General features: G+C 68.2%; 24 protein-coding genes. 13 read left to right on the plus strand and 11 right to left on the minus strand.

Annotated features, from left to right (window positions below):
* Positions 1-35: 35 nt before the first annotated feature.
* From MJ605_RS05050 to MJ605_RS05090, 9 genes are all read right to left on the minus strand, one after another.
* Positions 36-446: a DUF3293 domain-containing protein gene (locus tag MJ605_RS05050; protein ID WP_243039941.1), complete on the minus strand. Its 411-nt coding sequence runs from the start codon at positions 444-446 to the stop codon at positions 36-38.
* Positions 439-1839, minus strand: coding sequence for an FAD-dependent oxidoreductase (locus MJ605_RS05055; RefSeq protein ID WP_243039942.1), 1401 nt, complete (start codon positions 1837-1839; stop codon positions 439-441). Before MJ605_RS05055 ends, MJ605_RS05050 begins: the two co-directional genes overlap by 8 nt.
* A 138-nt stretch (positions 1840-1977) precedes the next feature.
* Complete coding sequence (gene phbB / locus MJ605_RS05060; protein ID WP_243039943.1) at positions 1978-2739, minus strand: acetoacetyl-CoA reductase; 762 nt, start codon at positions 2737-2739, stop codon at positions 1978-1980.
* Positions 2740-2843: 104 nt separating this feature from the next.
* Positions 2844-3329, minus strand: coding sequence for a polyhydroxyalkanoate synthesis repressor PhaR (gene phaR / locus MJ605_RS05065; RefSeq protein WP_243039944.1), 486 nt, complete (start codon positions 3327-3329; stop codon positions 2844-2846).
* Positions 3330-3418: 89 nt separating this feature from the next.
* Positions 3419-4972: a DHA2 family efflux MFS transporter permease subunit gene (locus tag MJ605_RS05070; protein WP_243039945.1), complete on the minus strand. Its 1554-nt coding sequence runs from the start codon at positions 4970-4972 to the stop codon at positions 3419-3421.
* A 19-nt stretch (positions 4973-4991) separates the two neighbouring features.
* A complete protein-coding gene (locus MJ605_RS05075; RefSeq protein ID WP_243039946.1) occupies positions 4992-6191 on the minus strand; it encodes an HlyD/EmrA/EmrK family protein in 1200 nt (399 codons plus the stop codon).
* Positions 6178-7674, minus strand: a complete 1497-nt coding sequence (locus tag MJ605_RS05080) for an efflux transporter outer membrane subunit (protein ID WP_243039947.1) — start codon at positions 7672-7674, stop codon at positions 6178-6180. The genes MJ605_RS05075 and MJ605_RS05080 overlap by 14 nt, the downstream gene beginning before the upstream one ends.
* Positions 7671-8186, minus strand: coding sequence for a MarR family winged helix-turn-helix transcriptional regulator (locus MJ605_RS05085; RefSeq protein ID WP_345779514.1), 516 nt, complete (start codon positions 8184-8186; stop codon positions 7671-7673). Before MJ605_RS05085 ends, MJ605_RS05080 begins: the two co-directional genes overlap by 4 nt.
* A gap of 106 nt (positions 8187-8292) precedes the next feature.
* On the minus strand, positions 8293-9060 hold the full coding sequence (locus MJ605_RS05090) for a TatD family hydrolase (protein ID WP_243039949.1): 768 nt from the start codon (positions 9058-9060) through the stop codon (positions 8293-8295).
* A gap of 138 nt (positions 9061-9198) precedes the next feature.
* Between MJ605_RS05090 and MJ605_RS05095 the strand changes: the two genes are divergently transcribed.
* Positions 9199-9786: a glycine zipper 2TM domain-containing protein gene (locus tag MJ605_RS05095; RefSeq protein ID WP_243039950.1), complete on the plus strand. Its 588-nt coding sequence runs from the start codon at positions 9199-9201 to the stop codon at positions 9784-9786.
* Positions 9787-9797: 11 nt separating this feature from the next.
* Positions 9798-10250, plus strand: coding sequence for an outer membrane lipoprotein (locus tag MJ605_RS19395; RefSeq protein ID WP_425600970.1), 453 nt, complete (start codon positions 9798-9800; stop codon positions 10248-10250).
* A gap of 74 nt (positions 10251-10324) precedes the next feature.
* On the opposite strand, the gene MJ605_RS05105 is transcribed toward MJ605_RS19395, so the two are convergent.
* A complete protein-coding gene (locus MJ605_RS05105; protein ID WP_243039951.1) occupies positions 10325-10759 on the minus strand; it encodes a cell wall hydrolase in 435 nt (144 codons plus the stop codon).
* Between the two features lie 457 nt (positions 10760-11216).
* The gene (ygfZ, locus tag MJ605_RS05110; protein WP_243039952.1) at positions 11217-12017 is read right to left on the minus strand and encodes a CAF17-like 4Fe-4S cluster assembly/insertion protein YgfZ; all 801 of its coding nucleotides are present in this window, start codon (positions 12015-12017) and stop codon (positions 11217-11219) included.
* Between the two features lie 127 nt (positions 12018-12144).
* Here ygfZ and MJ605_RS05115 point away from each other — a divergent pair, with 127 nt between their 5' ends.
* From MJ605_RS05115 to MJ605_RS05165, 11 genes are all read left to right on the plus strand, one after another.
* Positions 12145-12312 carry a DUF1674 domain-containing protein gene (locus MJ605_RS05115; RefSeq protein ID WP_243039953.1) on the plus strand — a complete coding sequence of 56 codons (168 nt, stop codon included), beginning with the start codon at positions 12145-12147 and terminating at the stop codon, positions 12310-12312.
* 85 nt (positions 12313-12397) lie between these two features.
* A complete protein-coding gene (gene sdhC / locus MJ605_RS05120) occupies positions 12398-12793 on the plus strand; it encodes a succinate dehydrogenase, cytochrome b556 subunit (RefSeq protein ID WP_243039954.1) in 396 nt (131 codons plus the stop codon).
* Entirely contained in the window at positions 12790-13203 is a 414-nt protein-coding gene (gene sdhD, locus MJ605_RS05125; RefSeq protein ID WP_243039955.1) for a succinate dehydrogenase, hydrophobic membrane anchor protein, read from the plus strand. The genes sdhC and sdhD overlap by 4 nt, the downstream gene beginning before the upstream one ends.
* A gap of 5 nt (positions 13204-13208) precedes the next feature.
* Entirely contained in the window at positions 13209-14996 is a 1788-nt protein-coding gene (gene sdhA / locus MJ605_RS05130) for a succinate dehydrogenase flavoprotein subunit (RefSeq protein ID WP_243039956.1), read from the plus strand.
* 91 nt (positions 14997-15087) lie between these two features.
* The gene (locus tag MJ605_RS05135) at positions 15088-15870 is read left to right on the plus strand and encodes a succinate dehydrogenase iron-sulfur subunit (RefSeq protein ID WP_243039957.1); all 783 of its coding nucleotides are present in this window, start codon (positions 15088-15090) and stop codon (positions 15868-15870) included.
* 150 nt (positions 15871-16020) lie between these two features.
* Positions 16021-16269: an FAD assembly factor SdhE gene (locus MJ605_RS05140; protein ID WP_243039958.1), complete on the plus strand. Its 249-nt coding sequence runs from the start codon at positions 16021-16023 to the stop codon at positions 16267-16269.
* Complete coding sequence (locus MJ605_RS05145; protein WP_243039959.1) at positions 16241-16687, plus strand: protein YgfX; 447 nt, start codon at positions 16241-16243, stop codon at positions 16685-16687. Before MJ605_RS05140 ends, MJ605_RS05145 begins: the two co-directional genes overlap by 29 nt.
* Before the next feature lie 88 nt (positions 16688-16775).
* Complete coding sequence (locus MJ605_RS05150; RefSeq protein ID WP_243039960.1) at positions 16776-18023, plus strand: lipoprotein-releasing ABC transporter permease subunit; 1248 nt, start codon at positions 16776-16778, stop codon at positions 18021-18023.
* Positions 18016-18726, plus strand: coding sequence for a lipoprotein-releasing ABC transporter ATP-binding protein LolD (gene lolD, locus MJ605_RS05155; RefSeq protein WP_243039961.1), 711 nt, complete (start codon positions 18016-18018; stop codon positions 18724-18726). The genes MJ605_RS05150 and lolD overlap by 8 nt, the downstream gene beginning before the upstream one ends.
* 95 nt (positions 18727-18821) lie before the next feature.
* Entirely contained in the window at positions 18822-21116 is a 2295-nt protein-coding gene (locus MJ605_RS05160) for a DNA internalization-related competence protein ComEC/Rec2 (RefSeq protein WP_425600971.1), read from the plus strand.
* Between the two features lie 141 nt (positions 21117-21257).
* Positions 21258-21899, plus strand: a complete 642-nt coding sequence (locus tag MJ605_RS05165) for a MotA/TolQ/ExbB proton channel family protein (protein ID WP_243040030.1) — start codon at positions 21258-21260, stop codon at positions 21897-21899.
* The last annotated feature ends 1 nt before the right edge of the window (position 21900 follow it).

Raw genomic sequence — 21900 nt, forward strand, 5'->3', positions numbered from 1 at the left:
GTCCATGCGGCGCTGTGCCGCCAGTGAGGGGCGGCCTACGAAAACAGTCGGAGCTGCGCCGGGCCGCCATCCTGGCCATGGACATAGCCATGCTGGCCGAAGCGGCGGGCCAGGGCATCGAAGTCCGTCCGGGCCGGACCTACCGCGAACAGGCTGTGCTCCCTCCATCCATCCTCGCCCACGCCGACCGCCGCGCGGATGGCCTGGATGCCGGCAAGTTCGCGCAAGGCTCGCAGCAATTGCCGCTGCGCCTGCCGGTTGTGCTGGCGCGGCTGTGGCCGGGAGCGGGGATTCCAGGCGGTGAGGAAACCCCACTCACGCGTACCCACGATGGGTCGCAGGGCGGCGGGCAGTGCCTGCCCGATCCGGATGCCGGCCCAGCCGCCGCCATCCAGGCGTACCCGGTAGTCCGTGCGCAGGAAGGCGGCGAGCAGGCGTTCATCCATGCCGCGTGTCGGGCAGCGGGGGCAGGGTGGCGCGCAGCGCGGCGACGGCGGCATCCAGGTCGATCGTGCCGGCGTCCGTGGAGCCCCGCAGCAATTGCTCCAGCAACTGGTCCTGCGCGCGGCCGCGCTCGTAGGCGTAGGCATAAGGCAGGTGTGTGAAGGTGACCATGCGGTAGCGCGCCATGAAATGTTGCGGCGCGCGCTCGGCCAGCCGCACGCCCAGCTCTCGCTTGGCGAGGAAGTGCGGGTCGGCCACCGAATCGCGCATCTCCACGTAGTTCTCCAGCGCCATCGCCGCGATGGCATTGCTGTTGGGCTGGCGGATGCGCTGGAACTCGGCGAACACCTCGGGCGCATCGTCCGGTGCCTCGGCGAGCAGGGCGGCCAGCACCACGGTGTCCTCGAAGCCGCAGTTCATGCCCTGGCCGTGGAACGGCACGATGGCGTGGGCGGCATCGCCCACCAGCAGTGCCCGGCCGCCCAGGTGCCAGCGATCGAGGTAGAGCGTGGAGAGCGTACCCACCGGGTGGCCGTCGTAGTCTGTCGCGAAATCGGGAATCAGCGGCAGCAGGTCTGGGAAGTCAGCCTCGAAGAACGCATGCGCCGCGCGCGCGTCGGGCAGGGTGGCGAAGCTCGGGTGGGCGCCTTGTGCCGGCAGGAACAGGGTGACGGTGAAGCTGCCCTCGGTATTGGGCAGGGCGATGCACATGTAGCCGCCGCGCGGCCAGATATGCAGCGCGTGCGGTTCCAGCGCGAACTGGTCATGGCCGCCGCTGCGGCCCACCAGTTCGGCGGACAGGCCGCCGGCCGGCGGGATTTCCAGTTCCTTGTAGGCGTGGCCCAGCGCTTCCACCCGCTCGCCGAGCGGCGCGTGGGCCTGCATGGCGGCGCGCAGGGCGGAGCCGGCGCCGTCCGCGCCGATCACCACTGGCGCGTAGAGTTCGCGCGTGGCGCCGTGCTCGTCCGCCAGCCGGATGCGGCCGGCATCGAAATCCGCGCCAGCCAGCGACTGGCCGAAATGGAAGCGCACGCCGGCGGCCTCGGCCGCGTCGAGCAGCAGCATGTTGAGCGCGCCGCGCGATACCGACCAGATCACCTCGCTGTCGTCCACGCCGTAGCGCAGCAAGCCGGAGCGGCCATCGCGCGCGTGCACCATGCGTCCGCGCATCATCACCGCGCGCTGCAGCACGTCCTCGGCGAGGCCCGCCTGACGCAGCGCGTGCAGTCCGCGTTCGGCCAGCGCCAGGTTGATCGAGCGCCCGCCCGCGAAACCCGCCACGCGCGGATCGGGGCGCTTCTCGAACACATCCACCTGGAAGCCGCGGCCGGCCAGTTGCTGCGCCAGCAGCGCGCCGACCAGGCCGCCGCCGATAAGGGTGATGGGATGCGCCATGTAGCTCCGCTATGGGTTGGCAGTCGCGTGGGCGCCAAGAGTAGCGGGTCGCGGGTCAGTCGCGCACAGGGTGCGCCCCCGCACAGGCCGAATATCCTGTGGGAGCGCACCCCGTGCGCGACCCAACCTCGCGCCAGTTCAGAAGCTCATGAAATACCCGCCGTTGACCGGCAGGTTGGCGCCCGTGATATAGCCGGCGTCGTCGGCGGTGAGGAAGGTCACCGCGCGGGCGATGTCGCCGGGCGCGCCCAGCCGGCCCACCGGGATGTCCGCGACGATCTGCGCGCGGATCTCGGCCGGCACTGCCGCCACCAGCGCGGTATCGCAGTAGCCGGGCGAGACGGTGTTCACCGTGATGCCCTTGCGCGCCGTCTCGCGCGCCAGCGCCATGCCGAAGCCGTGCACGCCGGCCTTGGCGGCGGAATAGTTGGTCTGGCCGAACTGGCCGGTCTGGCCATTGACCGAGCTGAGGTTGACGATGCGGCCGAAGCCCCGCGTGCTCATACCCTCGACCACGTTGCGGCACATGTTGAACACGCCATCGAGGTTCACCCGCATCAGCTCGTGCCATTGCTGCGGGCTCATCTTGCGCAGGCTGGTATCGCGGGTGATGCCGGCGGCGTTGACCAGGATATCGACGCTGCCGTGCGCAGCCTCGACGCGGCCGACCAGTTCGGCGCAGCTATCGAACTGGCTGACATCGCCCGGCTCGAAAACCACCGCACCATCGAGATCGGCCAGTTCGGTGCGGAAGGCGTCGAGGCGCTCGGCGCGCGCGGGCAGGTCCACGGCGATCACCCGGCGGCCGGCCTGGGCCAGCTGGCGGCAGATCTCGGTGCCGAGGCCGCCGATGCCGCCGGTCACGACGGCGACGCGCGGAGTGCGGGCGGATGGACTCATGTGAAGGACTCGTGGACATGCCGCAAGGCAGCACGTGTTGTGCCGCAGCGGCGCATGGACGGGAAGGGGGCCGGCGCACGCTGGCGCGCGCCGGCCGGGATGGCTTAGCCGGGCTTCTTGGTGCCGCCGCGCGGCGAGTGCACCTGGGTGGCGGCGTCGATCAGCCCGCGCTGCATGGTGCGCCAGGCATCCATGTTGCGCTCGGTCAGGTCGTTGAGCATGGACCAGGGCGTCTGGCCGAGCAGGCTGTTGAGCTGGGTGCGGAACTGCTGCTGCTGATCCAGGAAGACCTGGAGGCTGCGTTCCAGGTAGGGCCCCATGAAGCCCTGCAGGGAGTCGCCGTAGAAGCGGATGATCTGGCTGAGCAGTTGCGGCGACAGCATCGGCTGCCCCTTTTCCTCGTGCTCAGAGATGATCTGCAGCAACACCGAGCGGGTCAGGTCCTCACCGCTCTTGGCGTCCCGGACCTCGAAGGTTTCGCCGTCCAGCACCAGCTGGCGGACCTCTTCCAGCGTGATGTAGCTGGAGATCTCCGTGTCGTAGAGCCGGCGGTTCGGATACTTCTTGATGATGCGGATCGTTTGTGCCATGCGACACAAGCTAGCAGAAGGTATTGCGCCGCACCAGTGATCCGTGGCGAAGGTCATGCTGCACTCTTGAGTGCAGCAATCGTTAAAGATCAGTGACCTACCGCGCCGCCTGCCGAGCCGAATGGCGGCCTGGCCAGCCAGATCACCGGGATCAGCAGGATGAACAGGATGGCGCACAACCAGAAGATGTCGTTGACCGCCAGGGTCAGCGCCTCTCGGTTGACCAACTGGTCGGTATAGCCCAGGGCCTGCATCTGGCTCATGCCGCCGTGGGTCAGCTGCCTGAGGATCTGGCCGGAAGCCGGGTTGGCCGGGGCGACGTTCTCGGTCAGCGTGGCGTGGTGCTGGATGCCGCGGTGCTGCCACAGCGTCACGGTCACCGCGGTGGAGACACTGGAGCCCAGCGTGCGGAAGAAATTGGCCAGGCCGCTCGCGCTGGCGATCTCATTGGCAGGGAGACCGGCCAGGTAGATCTGGTTGAGCGGGATGAAGAAGCAGGGGATGGCGATGCCCATCACGAAGCGCGGCAGCACCAGGGTGGCGAACGAGGCGGAGCTGTCGAAGGTGGAGAACCAGTACGCCGTGGCGGCGAACACCGCGAAGGCGAAGGTCACCACCATGCGCAGGTCCAGTCGCTGCATGTTGCGGCCGAGGATGGGCGAGAGCAGGAAGGCGAGGATGCCCACCGGCGCGGTGGCCAGGCCGGCCCAGGTCGCGGTGTAGCCCAGGGTGGTCTGCAGCCACAGTGGGAACACCACGTTGATGCCGAAGAAGGCGAACATGCCCAGCGACAGCGCGATCACGCCGGCGGTGAAATTGCGCTGACGGAACAGGCCGAGCTCGACCACCGGATGCCTGGCGTGCAATTCCCACACCACCAGGAAGGTGAGGCAGACCAGCGCGACCAGGCCCAGCGCCGTAATCATCGGCGAGGCGAACCAGTCATGGTCGTTGCCGTTGTCCAGCATGAACTGCAGGCAGCCCACGCCCGCCACCAGCAGCACCAGGCCGACCACGTCGATGGGCGACTGGAATGTCCGGGTCTCGCGCTTGCGCAGCAGGGTCCAGGTGATCGCGCCGGCTAGCACGCCCACCGGCAGGTTGATGTAGAAGATCCACGGCCAGGAGAAGTTGTCGGTCAGCCAGCCGCCCAGGATCGGTCCGAAGATCGGCGCCACCACTACCGTCATCGCCCACAGCGCCAGCGCGATGCCCTGCTTGGCCTTGGGGTAGCTGGCCAGCAGCAGGGTCAGCGACAGCGCCACCATCGGGCCGGAACCGGCGCCCTGCATCAGGCGCGCGAACACCAGCATCGGCATCGAGGTGGCCAGGCCGCACAGCATGGAGAACACCACGAACAGCATCACCGAGAAGACGAAGGTCCTGACCTCGCCGAAGCGGCGCGCGATCCAGCCGGTGAGCGGCTGCATGATGGCGCTGGCCAGCGAATAGGAACTGATCGTCCAGGTGCCTTCGCTGGCGCTGACGCCCAGGCTGCCGGCGATGTGCGGCACGGCGACATTGACGATGGTCATGTCGAGCACCTCCATGAAGGTGCTGAACGCGACCGCGATGGTCAAAAGGACCAGGGCCGTGCCATGAAGCGGCGGCAGCGGCTTGGCGTCATCGGGGGAAGTGGCCATGGCGGGTTCCGTGGGCGGCTCAGTCGGCGCCGCGCTGGCTCAGATTGGCCTGGATGATCTTCTCGGCTTCCTCGTCCGCCTTGCTCGCCATCTGGTCGTAGACGGTGGTCTGGGCGACCGGCTGGCCGCTGCCGGCGGGCGCCATCATCGGGCCCTTGTCGTCGGTGATATCCACCGTGACCTCGGTCGACAGGCCCACGCGCAGCGGATGCTGGTCCAGCTCCCTGTCGTCCAGCGCGATGCGCACCGGCACGCGCTGGACCACCTTGATCCAGTTGCCGGTGGCGTTCTGCGCAGGCAGCAGCGAGAACACGCTGCCGGTGCCGGCGCCCAGGCCGATCACCTTGCCATGGAACTCTACGCTGCCGCCGTACACGTCCGCCTCGATCCGGGCCGGCTGGCCCACGCGGATGTGGCGCAACTGGTTCTCCTTGAAGTTGGCGTCCACCCACAGGTCGTGCAGCGGCACCACCGTCATCAGTTGCTGGCCCACCTGCACGCTGTTGCCCACCTGCACGCTGCGCTGTGCGACGTAGCCGGTCACCGGGGCATAGATGGCATTGCGCTGGGCGGCGATCCAGGCGGCGCGGAAGTTGGCGCGGGCCTGCTGCACCGCCGGGTTGGTGGCGATCTCGGTGCCCTCGATGGCGGCGTGCGCGGAGGCGGCCTGTGCCTTGGCGGCATCCAGCGAGGCCTGCGCCTGGTCGACCGCGTCGCGCAGGTGCTGCACCGTTTCCGGCGCCTCGGCCTGTGCCGCGACCAGCGGCAGGCGGCGGGCCAGGTCGGCCTGGGCCTTCTTCAGGTCCACCTGCGCCTTGGCGACCTGCGCATCGGCGCTGCTGGCCGAATCGGTCTGTCCCCGTACCTGGCGCACCGCCTGCGCCAGCGTGCTGCTGGCCTGCTGCAGGCGTACCTCGGCATCGGTGGGATCGAGCTTCACCAGTACCTGGCCGGCCTCCACGCGCTGTGTGTCGTCGGCCAGGATGGCCACCACGGTGCCCGCGACCTGGGCCGAGATCGCGACCTGGTTGCCGCCCACGTAGGCATTGTCGGTCCTCTCGCGCCTGGAGAACACGAACAGCCACAGCAGCACCCAGGTGACCGCCGCGAGGACGAACACCAGGGCGACGATCAGCAGGGCGCGACGGCGCTTGGCCGGGTCCTTGGCGGCCATGCCGCTGTCGTTGTCCTGCGCTTTGGCGGAATCAGTGGCGCTCATGCGGGGCGTCTCCGGGGAGGTTCGTCGGGGAGGAAGGGGACGTGTCGCTGGATACCTGGTCCGGCGCGGTGGCGCGGTAGCCACCGCCCAGGGCCTTGATCAGCGCGATGTCGGTGGACAGCGCCTGCGCGTGCAGGCTGACCTCGTCGTCCTGCTGCAGCAGCAATTGCGCCTGGGCGCCCAAGGTTTCGCGCCGGTCGCTCACGCCGCGCTGCACGCGCGACTGCGCGCTGGCGAGCAATTGCTGGTTGGCGGCGATCTCGCGGGCCTGCTCCTTGCGCCGTCCCGCTAACTGCTGGGCGGTGAGGCTTTGCGTGGCCACGTCGCGCGCGGCGCCCAGCACGGTGCCGTTGTACTGCGCCACGGCGGCCTCCAGCTGCGCCTTGCTCACGCCGTAGTTGGCCTCGAGCAGGCCGCCGGTGAAGATCGGCAGGTGCAGCGCGGGCGTCAGCCCGAACACGCGGCTGCCGGAATGGAACATCTGGTCGAGGTCGATGCTGGACAGGCCGGCCATCGCGCTGATGCTGACGTCGGGATAGAACTGCGCGCGCGCCACGTCGGTCTGGCGTAGTGCGGACTCGACCTGCCAACGGCTGGCGGCGATGTCGGGGCGGCGGGCGATCAGGTCCACGCCCACGTTGTCCGGCAAGCCGGCGGCGGCGGCGGGCAGCGGGCGGGGCCGCAGCGGCGGCAGTTCGGCCGGCGACACGCCGACCAGGCTGGCAAGCGCGGCCAAGCGGATGCGCGCCGAGCTTTCGATGGTTACCTGCGTCTGGCGCGCGGCGGCGAGCTGCGCCCGCGCCGACTGCACCGTGTCGGGGCGATCCACGCCCTGGCGCACGCGCAGTTCGGCGATGGCAAGCAACTGTTTCTGCGTCTCCACGGCCTGCCGGGCGATGCCGATGCGCGTCTGGTCGGCGAGCCAGCCGAGGTAGGTGTCGGCCACCGTGGTCTGGATGGCCAGTGCCGCCGCGCTGTGCTGCGCCTCGGCGGCGTGCGCCTGGTCGATGGCGGCCTCGATGGTGTTGCGCTTCTTGCCCCACCAGTCGAAGTCGTACTGCGCCTGCACGCCCAGGTCGCCCTGGTTGTACCAGGTGAAACCCAGGAACTTGGGCGGGATCAGCCCGGTATCGCTCAGGCGCTGGCGCTCGACCTGCGCGCTGCCACTAACGCTGAGCCCGGCCTGCGCGGTGGCGGCGCGGATCGACTGTTCGGCCGACGCCACGCGCGAACGCGCCTCGGCGAGATCGGGCGAGCCCTTCATGGCCAGGGCGATCAACTGGTCCAACTGGGGATCGCCGTACTGGCGCCACCACTGGGCGTCGGGCCAGCCGGCGCGGGCGGCCACGTCGAGTCCCGCCAGCGACACGTCGTCGCGGATGGCGGGGCGGTCCAGCTTCGCGGGAATCGAACAGCCGGCCAACGCCAGCGCGATGGCGCAGGCAAGCGCGGCGTGGCGACGAATCGGAACGCGTGGAGTCATGGACGGGAGTCCGTTGGCTGCAAGGAATCGAGGTTGAGGGCGACCTGGCGCAACAGGCGTTCCAGCGCGCGCTTGTCGGAGGCGCTCAGGGAGGCGAAAGCGCCCAGCACCTTGGGGAACAGCGGCGGGAGCATCTTGCGCACCAGGCGCTTGCCGGCCGGCGTGATGCTGAGCACGATGCGGCGCCGGTCCTGCGCGCTGGGCACGCGCGTCGCCAGCCCGGCTTTCACCAAGACATTGCCGATGCGCGTCATGTTGGTGGCGCCTTGCTGCGCGAACCCGCACAACTCGCTGGGCGTGGCGCCTTCCGGACTGCTGTACAGGATCATCAGCGTGCGGAAATCGCTGTCATTGAGACCATGCGGCTTGAGGTTGCTTTCCAGCACGTCGAGCAGCGAGCCGCCCACCAGCAGCAGCAGGCGGGTCATGCGCACTTCCTGCTGGGGCACGTCCGGCAGCATGCCGGCCACGCGGGCGATGCCGGCATCCATATGGTCCAGGCAGGTCTGCATCCGACTCATTTCATCAAAGAATAATTCGCTGGTGAACTATCAGGCTAGCACCGTGGCGGCGACGGGCACAAGCCTCCCCGCTGCGATGGGGCGATCGGGTTCCGCGTCAGGCGAAGCCGAACAGGCGGCGGGCATTCGCCGTCGTCGCGGCCGCGACATCCGCCTCGCTTTCCCCGCGAAGCCGCGCCACTTCGCGCAGCACCTCGGTGAGGTAGGCCGGTTCGTTGCGCTGCCCGCGATGGCCGGCGCCGGGCTGGTCGGGCGCGTCGGTTTCCAGTAGCAGCCGCTCGATCGGCATGCCGGCCACGATGCGACGAAGGCGTTGCGCCCGCTCGTAGGTCACCGGGCCGCCGATGCCGAGATGGAAGCCCATGTCCCACAGCCGCCCGGCCTGCTGCAGGCTGCCCGAGAAACTGTGCACGACGCCGTGCAGTCCGCCGATCCGCTTGATGGTGGAGGTGACCTCGTCCATGGCGCGTCGCGCATGCACGATCACCGGTAGGTCCAGTTCGCGCGCGATGCGCAGCTGCCTTGCGAAATAGTCCCGCTGCCGCTGGACATCCAGTTCGGGAAGAAAGAAATCCAACCCGATTTCGCCCACGGCGACGGCGCGATGCGCCTTCAATTGCGCGGGCAGCGCGTCGAGGTCGGCGGCTTGGTGGCGGTCGATGTAGATCGGATGCAGGCCATAGGCGGGATGAATGTGCGCGTGGCGCTCGCCGAGGTTTGCGATGCGTTCCCACGACGCCCGGTCGATGCCGGGCACCACGATGTGCCTGACGCCGGCCTCGGCGGCGCGGGCGAGCATGGCTTCGCCGTCGCCTTGGAAGCTGTCGTCGTCGAGATGGGCGTGGCTGTCGGTGAGTTCGAGCACAGATTGCAGGGTCCTGTCCCGTGAGAATGGCCGGCTTCGGTCTAAGCGAATATTCAGTGAATCGAGGGTTCAATGAAGCGCGTTCGGATCGAATCGGGCGGAAGCGGGGTGCTCCGCCGATCCAGACAGGAGAGCATTATGAGCAGGTTGGTCGTTTCAGCGCTGAATTTCGGACTTGGCGCGGCGCTGGTTCTTGGTCTTTCGGCATGCAACCGCGATGCGAATGCCGATGGCGGCGTGGGCGCCGCGCCGTCGGCGCAGGCCGCCGCCCAGGGCGGTCCCAAGTACGCCCGCGTGGTGAGCGTGACTCCGGTGCACGAGGCGCCCAGTGCGCCGCAGCAGGTTTGCCATGACGAGGTGGTCACCCAGCACAAGCCCGTGCAGGACACGCACCAGATCGCAGGTACGGCGATCGGCGCCATCGCCGGCGGTTTGCTCGGCAACCAGGTCGGCAGTGGCAAGGGCCGGACCCTGGCCACCGTGGCCGGCGCCGTGGGTGGCGGCTATGCGGGCCACGAGATCCAAGCCAACCACCAGCAGAACGCCACCGTTTCCAGCACGCAGCGTCGCTGCACCACCGTTCCCGGCAATGGAGGGGACAAGGTCGTGGCGTACGACGTCAGTTACGAGTACAACGGCGTTACCCGCACCGTGCGGATGGACCACGATCCGGGCGACAGGCTGCAGGTGCAGGAAGGGGTGATTGCCGTTTCCGACGCTCATTGAGGATTTACGCCATGCAAACACTGCTTAGACAATTGACTGTCATGGGCCTGGTCTTGGCCATCGCGCTGGTTTCCGGTTGTACGCCGCCGCCGCAGCGGCAGGTGGTCTACAGCGGTTATTCCAATCGTTGCGAGCAGTGCGGCGTGGTGAGCGACGTGCGGCAGATCCAGACCCAGAAGGGAGCATCGCCGCTGGGCATGGTCATCGGCGGCATCGCCGGCGGCGTGCTGGGCAACCAGGTGGGCGGCGGCAGTGGCCGGACCCTTGCCACCGTGGCCGGCGCGGTCGCCGGCGGCGCCGTCGGCAACCAGGTCGGCAAGAACGCCAGCGGCCCGGACATCGCCTGGCAGGTCACCATCAAGCTGGACGACGGGCGCTATGCCACGGTCACGCAGGCGGCCGATCCGCAGGTTCGTCCCGGCGACTACGTGCAGATCCGCAACAACCTGGTCTATCGACTCTGACGTAAAGACGTCTGGGCGTCCAAATGAAAAGGCCCTCTTGCGAGGGCCTTTTTTTATGCGCGATGGCGATGGCTTCAGTTCACCGCATAGAAGGCGTGATCGCCAATGGTCCTGACGATGCGTCGCGTCGACCAGGCGGGCGCGACGGCCAGTGTGGCGAAGTGATCGGCTTGCGGCACGTAGACCGTGCGTTCGCCCGTGGGCAGGCTCCAGTTGCTGATGGAGTCGCCGGCGATCTTCCATGCCTTGGTCCAGGAATTGAGATCGGTCACTTCGAAATTTTGCGCGGTCGTCGTCAACGCGAACTGACGCGGTGAGGTGACGACCTCACAGACGCTGCCGCCCCAGGTGCCGCGGTCGCGGCGACGGAGGGCGACTTCGGCCACGGCGTACTGGCCGATGGTCGACTCACTGCGTGCCTCGAGATATACCGTCGTGGCCAGGCAGGTCTGGTCCGCGAGGGGTTGGGGCAGCACGGACGCTAGCCACAACAGCATGGAAAGTTTCATTGTCTGCCTCCAGCGTGCTGTACGCGCGAGGCCGATGCGGCTGGCATCACGCGCCGTTGCGGTGGACGGGCGGGCAGGCCGTTCCACCTGGATTGAAACACCTCGGCCGAAACTTGTGGCCAGGCGGTTTGCCACGGGATTGTGGCCAGTCGAACGGCTGATCCGGTGCCGCTCTCAACTTGTCTGCTGCAAAGCACTGCTCGGGTACTGACCACCGAGTGGCTGCAACTGCATTCCGCACGAAGGCGGGGGATACGCCGGCATCGCTGCCGGGTCGCGCCGATCCGGACCCCTCCGGTTCGTCGCGTATGTCGACATCCATGGGCAGGGATGTCGTCGAATTGGCTGGCGGAGACTAGTGGCCGGTTTCCGATCTGGCAAGTGCCTGGCCGTTCAGGTTCACGTCGTGCTCACCTTTGCCGTGATGCGTTCGTGAAACCTTGCGCGGCCACGCGAGTCATGCCGGCCAACTCTCCGCGATGCGAAGAGAGACGTCCATATCGCCATGGCGCAATACGCTGGTTTCCAGCGAGTGAACGGCGTCGTCGTCGATCACCGCGAGTGCGGCGACATCCTTGTCGCCTGGGGCGACGTCGAGCAACTGGATGGCTGCCTTGTCGCCCTGGCGCAGCACGGTGCCTCCGGGCAAGGCTTGCGGCAATACGACGCAATGCATATGCCGCTTGAGTCCCCCGCGGTAATGCAGCCGCGCCACGATCTCCTGGCCGGGATAGCAGCCCTTGTCGAAGGCGACGGCCTGCAGGCGCTCCAGCGAAAGCGCGGGCGGCAACAATGCGCCCAGGACGTCGTCCGGCAGCCAGGGCCATCCCGCTTGGATTTGTGGAAGGCGCCAGGACGAGTCCGGATGCCCGGCGCCGGCGACCATGCTGTGGTCGCCGCAGCCGAGGATGTAGGCATCGCCTTCGCGGTCGAAGGCATGGGCCTCGAGCGCAGGGCCGGTGCCGAGCGTGCGTGCATCGAGGACGGTGAGCTTGACCTTGGCGCGGAACACGAAGCGCTGCAGCGACTGCGCCATCGATGCCGCGTCGCCGCCGCGCAGCAACAGCAGCAGGGCGTCGTCGGCCAGCCGGGCCAGGTGGAACAATGCCAGCACGCGTCCCTGGGCATCCAGCCACGCGCTGAACTGCCACCGGCCAATGGCCAGCGTGGGAACCTGGCTGCTGAACTGGGCCTGCGCGAACGCGTTGGTGTCGGCGCCTTCGATCAGCAGGATCTGTGCGGAGTGGTGAGTGGTCATAGGCGGACGAGGTGAGGGCGGCGCCGGCGCCATGCAAGAGTGGTCGGCCTACTGGCAGACGATCGCGTCGCCGTCAAGGTTGTGCTGAATTTACGCAAGTATTACGCTTCTGGGGCTTTCACATACCATGTCCGATACGTCCTCCCAACCAAAGTCCACGCCTGTTCCCGTCCCCGCGGAGCAAGCCGCCGTGCCCGCCGTTCCGGACGCGGAGAAGGCCTTGGTGGAGCGGCCGGCGCCCGACCCCACCCGCTACGGCGATTGGGAAAAGAACGGGCGCTGTATCGACTTCTGATCTGCCGCGCCGGCTCTGCGCCGGCGTCGTCGGATAAGGGGAAGAGCGGTAAAGGGCATCAGCGATTCCACCCAGGATAGCCGCCATGGCAAACACGCAACGACCGCTCTCTCCCCACATGGGCATCTATAAGTGGCAGGTACAGATGGTGACCTCCATCGTGCATCGCGCCACCGGCATCGCCCTTTCCGTTGGAACCCTGCTGGTGCTGTGGGGGGTGTTCTCCCTGGCCCATGGCGAGGACAGCTATAACCAGTTCAAGGCCTGCGTCGGCAGCCCGATCGGCCTGGTGCTGCTGCTGGGCTGGACCTGGGCGCTGTTCTACCACCTGTGCAATGGCGTCCGTCACCTGTTCCAGGACGGCGGCATGGGCTATGCGATCCCGCAGTTCGTCCGTTCCAGCTGGCTCTCCATCATTGGCAGCATCGTGCTGACCATCATCGTGTGGGCCTACGTCCTGACCTCCGGAGGCGCGGCATGAGCGAGAACGGCCAGCAATTCGACGTGCGCAGCCAGATGCGCAATCCCCTGAAGCGCGCCCGCGGCCTGGGCTCGGCGCAGTCCGGCGTCGGCCACTGGTGGACGCAGCGCGTCACCGCGACGGCGCTGGTGTTCCTCGCCCTGTGGTTCGTGGTGACCGTGCTGGGCGCGCTGCACGCGGACTATGCGACGGCGCGCAGCATCGTCGCCAAGCCGTGGAACGCGGTGCTGCTGGTGGCCTTCGTGCTCACCATGTGCTGGCACGCGGTGCTCGGCCTGCAGATCGTGATCGAGGACTACGTCCATACCCGCTGGAAGGAGGTCGCCCTCCTGGTGCTGGTGAAGTTCATTGCGGTACTCGGCACGCTGGCGACGTTGATGGCCGTGCTGCGTCTGGCGCTGGGAGCCTGAAGTCGATGGAAAGCTACAAGATCCAACAGCATAAGTACGACGTGATCGTGGTCGGCGCCGGCGGCGCGGGCCTGCGCGCCACCTTCGGCCTGGCCGAGAAGGGCCTCAAGGCCGCGTGCATCACCAAGGTGTTCCCGACCCGCTCGCACACCGTGGCGGCGCAGGGCGGCATCTCGGCCGCGCTCGGCAACATGGGCGAGGACGACTGGCGCTTCCACTTCTACGACACCATCAAGGGTTCGGACTGGCTGGGCGACCAGGACGCCATCGAGTACATGTGCCGCGAGGCGATCCCGGCCATCATCGAGCTGGAGCACTACGGCGTGCCGTTCTCGCGTACCGAGGAAGGCAAGATCTACCAGCGCCCGTTCGGCGGCATGACCACCCACTACGGCAAGGGCACCGCGCAGCGCACCTGCGCCGCCGCCGACCGCACCGGCCACGCCATCCTGCACACGCTGTACCAGCAGGCGCTGGCGCATGACGCCACCTTCTTCATCGAGTACTTCGCCATCGACCTCGTGTTCGACGAGGAGGGCGTGTGCCGCGGCGTGCTCGCGCTGGACATGAACGAGGGTACCTTGCACTTCTTCCGCGGCCACGCGGTGGTGCTGGCCACCGGCGGCTACGGCCGCGCCTACTTCAGCGCCACCTCGGCGCACACCTGCACCGGCGACGGCGGCGGCATGGTGCTGCGCGCGGGCCTGGCGCTGCAGGACATGGAGTTCGTGCAGTTCCACCCGACCGGCATCTACGGCGCCGGCTGCCTGATTACCGAGGGCGTGCGCGGCGAGGGCGGCTATCTCACCAATTCCAACGGCGAGCGCTTCATGGAGCGCTACGCGCCCAACGCCAAGGACCTGGCCTCGCGCGACGTAGTCAGCCGCGCGATGACCATGGAGATCCGCGAGGGCCGCGGCGTCGGCGAGCACAAGGACCACATCTTCATCAACCTGATGCACCTGGGCGCGGGCGTGATCCACGAGCGCCTGCCGGGCATCGCCGAGTCGGCGCGCATCTTCGCCGGCGTGGACGTGACCAAGGAGCCGATCCCGGTCATCCCGACCGTGCACTACAACATGGGCGGCATCCCGACCAACTACCACGGCGAAGTGGTGCAGAAGCGCGGCGACGACGTCGATGCCGTGGTGCCGGGCCTGTTCGCCATCGGCGAGGCGGCCTGCGTGTCGGTGCACGGCGCCAACCGCCTGGGCTCCAACTCGCTGCTCGACCTGGTGGTGTTCGGCCGCGCAGTGGCGCACCGCTGCGCCGAGATCATCAAGCCGAATGCGCCGCACAAGGACCTGCCGGCCAGCGTGCTGGACAAGGCGCTGGGCCGCTTCGACGGCCTGCGCCACGCCAAGGGCGAGCTGCCGACGGCGAAGATCCGCGCCGACATGCAGCGCACCATGCAGACCGACGCGGCGGTGTTCCGCACCGGCGACTCGCTGCGCGAAGGCTGCGAGAAGCTCTCGAAGATCTACGACTCCTTCCAGCACGTGGGCGTGAGCGACCGTTCGCTGGTGTGGAACTCCGACCTCACCGAGACGCTGGAGCTGTCCAACCTGCTGTCGCAGGCGGTAGCGACCATCTACTCGGCCGAGCAGCGCACCGAGAGCCGTGGCGCGCATGCCCGCGAGGACTTCCCGGACCGCGACGACGCCAACTGGCAGAAGCACACGCTGGTGTCGGTCGACGAGGCGGGCAAGGCGAATTTCGATTTCCGTCCGGTGCACATGTACACCATGACCAAGGACGTCGACGTCGTGCCGCCGAAGAAGCGTACCTATTGATCCAAGGCCGGAACCCTCGTGGTTCTTTCAATGTTGTACCGGCGCTCGCCAGGCGAGCTGTTACGGCAAGCACGAGATAAGTGAGGCAAACGTGGCCGAGTTTTCGCTACCCAAGAATTCCAAGGTCCAGCCAGGCAGGCATTACCCGGCGAAGGACGCCAAGAAGCCGCGCACCTTCCGCATCTATCGCTGGTCGCCGGACGATGGCCAGAACCCGCGCATCGACACGTACGAGGTCGACATGGCCTCGTGTGGCCCGATGGTTCTGGACGCGCTGCTGAAGATCAAGAACGAGATCGACTCGACGCTGACCCTGCGCCGCTCGTGCCGCGAAGGCATCTGCGGCTCGTGCGCGATGAACATCGACGGCACCAACACGCTGGCCTGCACCAAGGCCATCGCGGACTGCGCCTCGGGCGACGTGAAGATCTATCCGCTGCCGCACATGCCGGTGGTGAAGGACCTGGTGCCGGACCTGACGCATTTCTATGCCCAGTTCGCCTCGATCAAGCCGTGGCTGCGCACGCAGAGCCCGGCGCCGGCCGACAAGGAGCGCCTGCAGTCGCCGGAGGACCGCAAGAAGCTCGACGGCCTGTACGAGTGCATCCTGTGCGCCTGCTGCTCGACCAGTTGCCCGAGCTACTGGTGGAACGGCGACCGCTACCTCGGTCCGGCCATCCTGCTGCAGGCCTACCGTTGGATCGTGGATAGCCGCGACGAGGACACCGGCGCCCGCCTGGACGACCTGGAAGATCCGTTCAAGCTCTACCGCTGCCACACCATCATGAACTGCGCGCGCACCTGCCCGAAGGGCCTGAACCCGGCCAAGGCGATCGCGGAGATCAAGAAGCTGATCGTGGAGCGCCGGGCGTAAGCGCCGCGCTTTTCCCTCTCCCCTCCGGGGAGAGGGTAGGGTGAGGGGTGGGTGCTCGCGAAAGAGCTTCCATTGCCAAGACTGAGGCAAGATGGGCCCCTCACCCCGGTCCTCTCCCCGGAGAGGAAGAAAGCAGGAGGCAAAACCGCTATGGACGAAGCCCGCATCAAGCGCCTGCGCTGGCGTACCCGCCGCGGCACCCGCGAACTGGACGCGCTGTTCGGCGGCTGGCTGGAGGAGCGTTTCGCCGATGCCGACGAGGCCCAGCGCCAGGCTTTCGACGAATTGCTCGACGTGCAGGACCCGGACCTGTGGGACTGGGTGATGGGTCATGCTAAGGCCCACCGTGCCGACTGGCAGGCGATCATCGATGACATCCGCGCCCGCCATCGGCTTTGAATACCGGCCATCCCGCTGGTTGCGGCGCGTCGTGTGGCCGCTGGCCCTGCTGGCGCTGTGCTCCCTGTGGCTGAGCGCCGTGCCGATGGCTGCCAAGATCACGCTGTCGCTGGCTGCCGTCGCCGCGGTACGGCGCGCCCTGGCCCGCTTCGGGCGCACGGCCGTCAGCGCGGTGGGGTTGGGACGCGACGGCAACTGGACCCTGCATACCCGCGACGGCCAGGACGTGCCCGCCACCCTGGTGGGCCACCGCGTCCTGGCGAGCCAGTATGTGTGGCTATGGTTGCAGGCGTCGCAGCTGGGCAGGGTGCCGCTGCTGCTCGGGCCCGACAACAGCGATGCGGATATCCGCCGCCGCCTTCGCATGCGCCTGGCCGTCGCGGCGGCCGCCGAGGTTCCCAGGCACTCTTTCCGCTGAACGCGGTCCTACGGTTTGGCCGCGTCTCGGGCGATAATCGCGCCGACCGGGCGGCCCGCCCCCAAGAACTCCACAAGCGACCGCCCTAATGTTTCGACCGCTAGAGCTTTTCGTCGGCCTGCGCTACACCCGCGCCAAGCGTCGCAACCAGTTCATCTCCTTCATCTCCACCGTCTCCATCGTGTGCATCGCCATCAGCGTGACCGCGCTTATCACGGTGATGTCGGTGATGAACGGCTTCGACGACGAGCTGCGCTCGCGCATCCTCGGCGCCATCTCGCACGCCACGGTGTCGGGCATGCCAGGACAGAGCGTGCAGGAATGGCCGCGCGCGGTGCAGATCGCCGAGGCCAACCGGCACGTGAAGGGAGCCGCGCCCTACGTGGAGTCGGAGGCCTTCCTGCAGGCGCGCCGTTCCACCGGCGGCCTGCTGCGCGGCATCGAGCCGGCCGAGGAGCCGAAGGTATCGGACATCGACCGGCACATGGTCGAGGGCCGGCTGGATTCCCTCACGCCCGGCAGCTGGAACGTCGTGCTGGGGCGAGAGCTGGCGCTGCAGCTGGGCGTGGCGGTGGGCGACAAGGTGATCGTGGCGGTGCCCACCTTCAAGTCCTCGCCGATCACCGGCAGCGTGCCCAACCTGCGCTCGTTCACCGTGTCGGGCGTGTTCGAGATGGGCATGCAGGAATTCGATTCCGGCCTGGCCCTGGCCAACATGCGCGACGCCGAGCGGCTCAACGGCCTCGACGGTCCCACTGGCATCCGCCTGCGACTGGACGACATGTTCAACGCACGCGAGGTGGCGCACGAACTGGCCGACCAGTTGGGCCAGGTCTATCGCGTGGATACCTGGATGGACAGTCACGCCAATTTCTTCTCCGCCATCTCGATGGAGAAGAAGGTGATGTTCATCATCCTCTCGCTGATCATCCTGGTCGCGGTGATCAACCTCATCTCGATGCTGATGATGCTGGTGACCGACAAGCAGGCCGACATCGCCATCCTGCGCACGCTGGGCTCCACGCCGCGCAGCATCATGGGCATGTTCATGGTGCAGGGCGTGCTGGTGGGTTTCGTCGGCATCGGCTTCGGCGTGGGCCTGGGCTCGCTGCTGTCGTGGAAGCTGCCCGGCATCGTGAAGTGGATCGAGCATGTCACCGGCGTCACCTTCCTCTCGCCGGACGTCTATTACATCAGCGAACTGCCGAGCAAGCTGCAGGCCGGCGACGTGGGCTGGGTGGCGCTGATCACCTTCATATTCTCGCTGCTGGCCACCCTCTATCCCGCCTGGCGCGCCTCGCGCACCCAGCCGGCGCAGGCGCTGCGTTATGAATAAGCCCCAGAACCATTCCACCGGCATCGTGCTGCGCGCCAGCCATATCGCCAAGACCTACGAGGAAGGCGACCTGAAGACCGACGTGCTCGCCGATGTCAGCTTCACGCTGAAGCGCGGCGAGACGCTGGCGATCGTGGGCGCCTCCGGCTCGGGCAAGAGCACTCTGCTGCACATCATCGGCGGCCTGGACACGCTGACGCGCGGCGAGGTGGAAGTGGAGGGCCAGAACCTCTCCCGCCTTTCCGACGCCGACCGCGGCCGCGTGCGCAATCGATCGATGGGCTTCATCTACCAGTTCCATCACCTGCTGCCAGAGTTCACCGCGCTGGAAAATGTGTGCATGCCGCTGCTGATCCGCGGCATGGCCATCGCCGAGGCGCAGCGGCAGGCCAGCACGCTGCTCGGCCGGGTGGGCCTGGACCGGCGCCTGCACCACAAGCCCGCTGAGCTTTCCGGCGGCGAACGCCAGCGCTGCGCCGTGGCGCGCGCGCTGGTGACGCGTCCCGCGGTGGTGCTGGGCGACGAGCCCACCGGCAACCTGGATGAAGGCAACGCCGCGCAGGTCTACGACCTGATGCTGGAACTCAACCGCGAGATCGGCACCAGCTTCATCCTGGTGACCCACGACAACCGCCTGGCCTCGCGCATGGACCGCACGCTGGAACTGCACAACGGCATGCTGCTGGACAAGGTCCACGCCTGATTGCCGCCGGCGGCGGCCGGAACCTACACGTTTTTCGGTCCCCGCGTACGGGGGATGGTCCTAACCTGAACCCTTTCTCCAGGAGAGGGGCGAGGGTGTGCAGGGACGGTGCGGTGTGGCCTGGCCTCCTGTTGCTGCTCGGCGTGCTGCCGGTGCAGTGGCTGGTGGCGTTGCCGCCCCGCTGGCTATGCCTCGCGACCGTGGCGGCCGCCGGCACCCTGGTATGGCGTGGCGGTTACGCCCGCATGCTGGGCTGGTGCCTGCTGGGCTTCGCATGGGCCTGCTGGCGCGGCGGCGGCGCGATGGATGCGCGGCTGCCGCGCGAGCTGGAAGGACAGGACATCCAGGTGGTTGGCACCGTCGCCGACCTGCCGCAGGCGCGCGCGGACGCCACCGCCTTCCTGCTGGCGGTGGAAAGCGCGGCCTGGCGGGATGCGCCCCTGGACCTGCATGGCCGCCTGAGGGTGAATTGGTACGAGGGGGCGCCAGCGCTGGCGCCTTGCTCCCGCTGGCATTTGACGGTGCGCGTGAAGCGGCCGCGGGGCCTGGTCAATCCCGGGGGCGGCGATGGCGAGCGCGGTGCGCTGGAGCGGGGCCTCGTGGCGACCGGCTATGTGCGCAGCCACGGTGGCGAGAAAGGCGCGGCGCCGGCTTTTTGCGTCGATGGCCTGCGCGATGCAATCAGCCGCGCCATTGGCGCGCGCATCGCCGAGCCGCGTGCCGCCGCCTTCGTGCGTGCGCTGGCCGTCGGCGATACGCGCGGGTTGACCGCGCAGGATTGGGAGGTCGCCCGCGCCAACGGCATCTCGCACCTGATCGCGATCTCAGGCTTCCATGTGGGCGTGGCGGCCATCTTCGGCGCATGGCTGGCGCGATTGTTCTATGCATGCTTCCCCGGTTGGGCCCTGCGCGTGCCGAGGCCGCCGGTGGAGGCGATCTCGGCCCTGCTGCTGGCGACGCTCTACAGCGCGCTGGCGGGCTTCGGCCTGCCTACCTCGCGCACCTTGCTGATGATCGCCACGGTGGCGCTGGCGCGGTGCCTGCGGCGTCCGGCGCACGGGCTGCAATCGCTGTCGCTGGCCCTGCTGGCGGTGCTGCTGTTCGACCCGCTGTGCGTGCTGTCGGGCGGCTTCTGGCTGTCCTTCGTCGGGGTGGCCTTGTTGATGCTGTGCATGGATGGGCGAAGGCAAGGCTGGCGCGGGTTCCTGCACGAGCTCACCGCGACGCAACTGCTGATGTCCGTGGCCCTGCTGCCGTTGACCCTGTGGTTCTTCGGCCAGGCGTCGCTGGTCGGTGCGCTGTCCAACCTGGTCGCGGTGCCGCTGGTGAGCCTGGTGATCGTGCCGATCACGCTGGCCGGCGTGCTGCTGCTGGGCCTGTGGCCGCCGCTGGCCGCACCCCTGTTGTGGTTGGCGGGGCAACTGGCGCGGGCGCAATGGTGGTTGCTCGACCACATGGCCGGCTGGCCGGGCGCGCACTGGTACCTGCCTGAAGTGCGCCTGTGGGCGTTGCTGCTGGCCATGCTCGGTGCGTTGTGGCTGTTCGCGCCGCGTGGCGCGCCGGTGCGCTGGCTGGGCGGCCTGCTGTGCCTGCCGCTGCTGTTTCCCGCGCGGGAGCCGCCCGCGCCGGGCGGTTTCCAACTGTGGATGCTGGACGTGGGGCAGGGGCTCTCGGTGCTGGTGCGTACGCGGCACCACGCCTTGCTCTACGACGCGGGCGCGCGCTACCCGTCCGACTACGACCTGGGCGAGGCGGCGGTGTTGCCGTCGATCCACGCGCTGGGCCTGACGCGGCTCGACCTGCTGGTAGCCAGCCATGCCGACAACGACCATGCGGGTGGCATTCCCGCCGTGGCGGCGGCCTTTCCCTCGGCGGCGCGCTATTCGGGAGAGCCGGAGCGGCTGCCGATCGGGATGGCGCCATGCGCGGCGGGGCAGTCGTGGTCCTGGGACGGCGTCGAGATACGCGTGTTGCCGTCCGGCTCGCCGACGGGGGCGAGCAACGACCGCTCCTGCGTGCTGCTGGTGGAAGGGCGGGGCGGCCGCGCATTGCTGACCGGCGACATCACCGCCCGCATCGAGCCGGCAGTGGCGGCGGCCCTGTCCGGCGGGCCGCCGCTGGTGCTGGTGGTGCCGCACCATGGCAGCCGCAGTTCATCGAGTGCGGCCTTCATCGAGGCCGTGGCGCCGTCGCAGGCGCTGGTTTCCTCTGGCTGGCGCAATCGCTTCCGCCATCCGCACCCGCGGGTGATCGAGCGCTACGAGCAGGCCGGCGTGCCCTGGCTGAACACCGCGACGGCCGGGGCGATCCAGGTCGATGCGCCACCGGATGGGCCGCCCAGGGTGACGGCGCAGTGGCGGCAGCGACAGTCTCGCTACTGGCGCGAATGAGGCCAGGCAAGGCGTTGCGGGTAGTGACCGGACGGATCGCGGCAACTGCCACCGGCGCCGCGGAATGGCGAAGCGGGACTGTTATGATGCGCGCTTCCTAAACGATCTAAGTGTCGCGGAGTCGTTGTGCTGGAAATCCTGATGGCTGGTGGCTGGGCGATGCTGCCCATCCTGATCTGTTCGGCGGTCGCCCTGGCGATCGTGCTGGAGCGGTGCTGGACCCTGCGCCGCCGTTCGGTGCTCCCACCCGGCCTGGGCGAGGAAGTGCGCAACTGGGCCCGTTCGGGCCAGCTCGATCCCGGCCATCTCGCCACGCTCGCCAACGGCTCGCCGCTGGGCGAACTGCTGGCTTCCGCGCTGGCCGTGCGCAACCGTCCGCGCGAGCTGATCAAGGAGCGCATCGAGGACACCGGCCGCCATGTGGTGCATCGCATGGAGCGCTACCTGAATACGCTGGGCACGATCGCGCTGATCGGCCCGTTGCTCGGCCTGCTGGGTACCGTGATCGGCCTGATCCGTATGTTCATGGAGGTGATGCGCGGCGGCGTGGGCGACCCGATGAAGATGGCCGGCGGCATCGGCGAGGCGCTGATCTGCACCGCCACCGGCCTGGTGGTGGCGATTCCCGCCTATGTGCTGCACCGCTATTTCCGCTCCAAGGTGGCCGGCTATTGCGTGGAGATGGAGAAGCAGGCCACCGCGCTGCTCGACGAGCTGACCGTCAACCAGCCGGCCCCTGCGCGCCCGCGCGCCGCCCGCACCACCGAGTCGAGCGCGGGCTGAG

It is taken from the genome of Dyella sedimenti, assembly GCF_022760995.1.
Taxonomy (GTDB): domain Bacteria; phylum Pseudomonadota; class Gammaproteobacteria; order Xanthomonadales; family Rhodanobacteraceae; genus Dyella; species Dyella sedimenti.

Coding starts and splice junctions, on each gene's coding strand:
- MJ605_RS19395 (WP_425600970.1), top strand. CDS start 9,798: ATGCAAACACTGCTTAGACAATTGACTGTCATGGGCCTGGTCTTGGCC.
- phaR (WP_243039944.1), bottom strand. CDS start 3,329: ATGGCACAAACGATCCGCATCATCAAGAAGTATCCGAACCGCCGGCTC.
- MJ605_RS05085 (WP_345779514.1), bottom strand. CDS start 8,186: ATGCAGACCTGCCTGGACCATATGGATGCCGGCATCGCCCGCGTGGCC.
- phbB (WP_243039943.1), bottom strand. CDS start 2,739: ATGAGTCCATCCGCCCGCACTCCGCGCGTCGCCGTCGTGACCGGCGGC.
- MJ605_RS05140 (WP_243039958.1), top strand. CDS start 16,021: ATGGACGAAGCCCGCATCAAGCGCCTGCGCTGGCGTACCCGCCGCGGC.
- MJ605_RS05145 (WP_243039959.1), top strand. CDS start 16,241: ATGACATCCGCGCCCGCCATCGGCTTTGAATACCGGCCATCCCGCTGG.
- MJ605_RS05150 (WP_243039960.1), top strand. CDS start 16,776: ATGTTTCGACCGCTAGAGCTTTTCGTCGGCCTGCGCTACACCCGCGCC.
- sdhC (WP_243039954.1), top strand. CDS start 12,398: ATGGCAAACACGCAACGACCGCTCTCTCCCCACATGGGCATCTATAAG.
- MJ605_RS05075 (WP_243039946.1), bottom strand. CDS start 6,191: ATGAGCGCCACTGATTCCGCCAAAGCGCAGGACAACGACAGCGGCATG.
- MJ605_RS05115 (WP_243039953.1), top strand. CDS start 12,145: ATGTCCGATACGTCCTCCCAACCAAAGTCCACGCCTGTTCCCGTCCCC.
- MJ605_RS05050 (WP_243039941.1), bottom strand. CDS start 446: ATGGATGAACGCCTGCTCGCCGCCTTCCTGCGCACGGACTACCGGGTA.
- MJ605_RS05080 (WP_243039947.1), bottom strand. CDS start 7,674: ATGACTCCACGCGTTCCGATTCGTCGCCACGCCGCGCTTGCCTGCGCC.
- sdhD (WP_243039955.1), top strand. CDS start 12,790: ATGAGCGAGAACGGCCAGCAATTCGACGTGCGCAGCCAGATGCGCAAT.
- MJ605_RS05105 (WP_243039951.1), bottom strand. CDS start 10,759: ATGAAACTTTCCATGCTGTTGTGGCTAGCGTCCGTGCTGCCCCAACCC.
- lolD (WP_243039961.1), top strand. CDS start 18,016: ATGAATAAGCCCCAGAACCATTCCACCGGCATCGTGCTGCGCGCCAGC.
- MJ605_RS05165 (WP_243040030.1), top strand. CDS start 21,258: ATGGCTGGTGGCTGGGCGATGCTGCCCATCCTGATCTGTTCGGCGGTC.
- MJ605_RS05055 (WP_243039942.1), bottom strand. CDS start 1,839: ATGGCGCATCCCATCACCCTTATCGGCGGCGGCCTGGTCGGCGCGCTG.
- MJ605_RS05070 (WP_243039945.1), bottom strand. CDS start 4,972: ATGGCCACTTCCCCCGATGACGCCAAGCCGCTGCCGCCGCTTCATGGC.
- MJ605_RS05095 (WP_243039950.1), top strand. CDS start 9,199: ATGAGCAGGTTGGTCGTTTCAGCGCTGAATTTCGGACTTGGCGCGGCG.
- sdhA (WP_243039956.1), top strand. CDS start 13,209: ATGGAAAGCTACAAGATCCAACAGCATAAGTACGACGTGATCGTGGTC.
- ygfZ (WP_243039952.1), bottom strand. CDS start 12,017: ATGACCACTCACCACTCCGCACAGATCCTGCTGATCGAAGGCGCCGAC.